2 protein-coding genes and 1 pseudogene are annotated in these 3,612 nt (G+C 71.8%); 2 read left to right on the forward strand and 1 reads right to left on the reverse strand.

The genetic code is table 11. From position 1 onward, the window contains the following. Both HLK59_RS48975 and HLK59_RS48980 read left to right on the forward strand, forming a co-directional pair. Positions 1-956, forward strand: a 956-nt coding sequence (locus HLK59_RS48975; protein WP_240983087.1) for a protein phosphatase 2C domain-containing protein, incomplete at its 5' end; no start/stop codon positions are given. Positions 957-983: 27 nt separating this feature from the next. Then, complete coding sequence (locus HLK59_RS48980) at positions 984-2,726, forward strand: pyruvate dehydrogenase (RefSeq protein WP_171148167.1); 1,743 nt, start codon at positions 984-986, stop codon at positions 2,724-2,726. Here HLK59_RS48980 and HLK59_RS48985 read toward each other — a convergent pair. Further along, positions 2,723-3,612: pseudogene (locus HLK59_RS48985) on the reverse strand (transcriptional regulator); the annotation flags it as partial. The gene HLK59_RS48980 and the pseudogene HLK59_RS48985 overlap by 4 nt on opposite strands.

The following is a 3,612-nucleotide window of genomic DNA, read 5'->3' on the forward strand; positions in this document are numbered from 1 at the left end:
ACTTCGTGGGCTCCGGCCCTCCCACCTACGACGCCGAACCCACCGCCCTGCCGCCCGCGGACCCCGACGACCTGGACGACCTGGTGGCCGACACCGTCCTGGACGGCGCCCACTACGGCTCCTGCATCCTGCGTGCCGCCTCCGTGCGGGGCGACTCCGCCCGCTTCCGCGGCGAACCCCGCCGGGACTCCCTCCTCACCGCCCGCTTCGGCACCGGCGACCACGCCCTGGTCCTCGTGGCGATGGCCACCGGCGCCCGCGCGACCCCCGGCGCCCACCGGGCCGCCGCCGAGGCCTGCCACTGGATCGGCAGGGCCGTCGGCCGCAGCCACGCCCGCCGCGCCGAGGACCTGCGCGCCGCCCGCCGCGGCGACCTGAAGTCGGGGCTGCACCGCCTCACCGACCGCAGCCTCGGCAAACTCCGCGCCAGCGCCACCGAGCAGGGCATCGACCCGGAGGAGTACTCCGCCACCCTGCGCTGTCTGCTCCTGCCGGCCGACACCGGCTGCCGTACGCGCGTCTTCTTCGGGGTCGGCGCGGGCGGACTGTTCCGGCTCAGGGACGGCGAGTGGCAGGACATCGAGCCGCGCGTCTCGGATGTCACCGGAGAACCGGTGGTCGGCTTCGGCTCCCTGCCCGCCGAGACCCCCGAGGGCGACCGCCTCACCATGGACCTCGGCATCCCCACCCCGCCGAGCCCGTACGAGGCCGCCCCCGAGCCGCCCCGCGAACCCTTCCGCTTCCGCGCCTCGGTAGCCCGCCCGGGTGACACGCTCCTGATGTGCAGCGGCGGCCTCGCGGAACCCCTGCGCGGCGAACCGGAACTGTGCGAGTACCTCACGGGCCGCTGGTCCGGCCCCACCCCACCGGGCCTCGCCGCGTTCCTCGCGGACACCCAGGTGCGGGTCAAGGGCTACGCGGACGACCGTACGGCCGCCGCCGTGTGGGAGGCGTGACGACGGGGGTTGTGGATTGATGGATCCATGGCCAAGCAGAACGTCGCCGAACAGTTCGTCGACATCCTCGTCCGCGCCGGTGTGAAGCGTCTCTACGGCGTCGTCGGCGACAGCCTCAACCCGGTCGTCGACGCGGTACGCCGTAACGCCGCCATCGACTGGGTGCACGTCCGGCACGAGGAGACCGCCGCCTTCGCGGCCGGCGCCGAGGCACAGATCACCGGGAAGCTCACCGCCTGCGCGGGCTCCTGCGGCCCCGGCAACCTGCACCTCATCAACGGCCTGTACGACGCCCACCGCTCCATGGCCCCGGTCCTCGCCCTCGCCTCGCACATCCCCTCCAGCGAGATCGGGCTCGGCTACTTCCAGGAGACCCACCCCGACCAGCTGTTCCGCGAGTGCAGTCACTACAGCGAACTCATCTCCAGCCCGAAGCAGATGCCGAGGCTCCTCCAGACCGCCATCCAGCACGCGGTCGGCCGCTCCGGCGTCAGCGTGGTCTCCCTCCCCGGCGACATCGCGGACCAGCCCGCCCCCGACAAGCCGCTGGAGACCGCCCTCGTCACCTGCCGGCCCACCGTCCGCCCCGGCGACACCGAGATCGACCGGCTCGTCGAGATGATCGACGCGGCCGACAAGGTCACCCTGTTCTGCGGCAGCGGCACCGCGGGCGCGCACACCGAGGTCATGGAATTCGCGCAGAAGATCAAGTCCCCGGTGGGGCACGCCCTGCGGGGCAAGGAGCACATCCAGTACGACAACCCGTACGACGTCGGCATGAGCGGTCTGCTCGGCTACGGCGCCGCCTACGAGGCCACCCACGAGTGCGATCTGCTGATCCTGCTCGGCACCGACTTCCCGTACAACGCCTTCCTCCCCGACGACGTCAAGATCGCCCAGATCGACGTCCGCCCCGAGCACCTGGGCCGCCGCTCCAGGCTCGACCTGGCGGTGTGGGGCGATGTGAAGGAGACCCTGCGCTGTCTCACCCCGCTAGTGCGGGAGAAGCAGAACCGCAGGTTCCTCGACAAGATGCTCAAGAAACACGCGGACGCGCTGGAAGGCGTGGTCAAGGCGTACACCCGCAAGGTCGACAGGCACGTCCCGATCCACCCCGAGTACGTGGCCTCCGTGCTCGACGAACTCGCCGACGACGACGCCGTGTTCACCGTCGACACCGGCATGTGCAATGTCTGGGCCGCCCGTTACGTCTCACCCAACGGGCGCCGCCGCGTCATCGGTTCCTTCTCCCACGGCTCGATGGCCAACGCGCTGCCGATGGCGATCGGCGCCCAGTTCGTCGACCGGCGGCGACAGGTCGTCTCGATGTCCGGTGACGGCGGATTCACCATGCTGATGGGCGACTTCCTCACCCTGGTGCAGTACGACCTCCCCGTGAAGGTCGTCCTCTTCAACAACTCCTCGCTGGGCATGGTCGAGTTGGAGATGCTGGTCGCGGGCCTGCCGTCCTACGGCACCACCAACAAGAACCCCGACTTCGCCGCAGTGGCCCGCGCCTGCGGAGCCTACGGTGTCCGCGTGGAGAAGCCCAGGCAGCTGGCCGGTGCCCTCAAGGACGCCTTCCGGCACAAGGGACCCGCCCTCGTCGACGTCGTCACCGACCCCAACGCCCTGTCCATCCCGCCGAAGATCAGCACCGAGATGGTGACCGGGTTCGCCCTGTCCGCGTCGAAGATCGTGCTCGACGGCGGCGTGGGGCGGATGCTCCAGATGGCGCGGTCCAACCTGCGGAACGTGCCGCGGCCCTAGGGTGCGTACGGCACCCACTGGCGGCCGGCGGTGTCGTACGAGTAGCGCGGCAGGCCCTTGATGGCGCTCGTGCGGAACGGGCTTCCTTGGTCGTCGATACGGACGGTGCCGGTGCGGCCCTGCGAGGACCAGTCCAGTTCGAGATACCAACTGCAGTCGCAACCCGCGGTCTTCGCGGTGACCAGGAGCACCTCCGGATCCTCGGCGGAGACGCGGTAGGGCAGTTGGATCGCGGGGATGGGGCCCTCGGGGTCACCGCCGGGTTCCGGGTGGGCGACGGGACGGTCGGCGTCCAGGTCGACGGAGAAGAAACGGGGGGTGATCGCACCGCCGCAGCCGTTGTCCATGGTGTAGGAGTTGCCCTCGAACGGGGCCGCGCGCCCGACGACGCGCACCCGGAGGGCTTCGGGCACCACGGCCGTGGAGTTCCGGCCCTGCACCGAGATCTGCACGTTGGTGTCACGGCCGTGCCGGGCGCCCTGCGCCGCCGCCCACGTCCTGGCGTCCTGTGCGGCCGGGGGCGGCGGGACCTGCGCGGGCGGTTTGCCGACCACGTAGTCGTGGCCGCAACCCTGGTTCCAGACATGGGAGTTGATGGTCCAGGTCAGCGGCACGGCAGCGCCCGGCCCCGCCCCGCCGGTGGGGCTGTCGCCGGTGACCGAGCCGGACGGGGAGGGCGCGTCCCCGCTGCCGCCGGGGGAGGCGGGCGGCGAGGTCCGGCTTGGCGAGGGTGACGTGCTCGCCTTCGGCCTCTTCGACGTGCCGGGGCCGGGGGCCCCGGGGGCGGTCGAGCGCGTACAGACGGGGACGGTGGGCGGTACGGCGGCGGTGGTCGAGGAACGGCCGTTCGACACGGCGGACAGGCCGGCGGGCGTGGCCGCCGGGG

Origin of the sequence: Streptomyces sp. S3(2020) (assembly GCF_013044505.1) — a bacterium.
Taxonomy (GTDB): Bacteria; Actinomycetota; Actinomycetes; order Streptomycetales; family Streptomycetaceae; genus Streptomyces.

Bases quoted from the DNA above. Each gene is read 5' to 3' on its own strand.
- HLK59_RS48980 (WP_171148167.1), top strand. From the start codon at position 984: ATGGCCAAGCAGAACGTCGCCGAACAGTTCGTCGACATCCTCGTCCGC.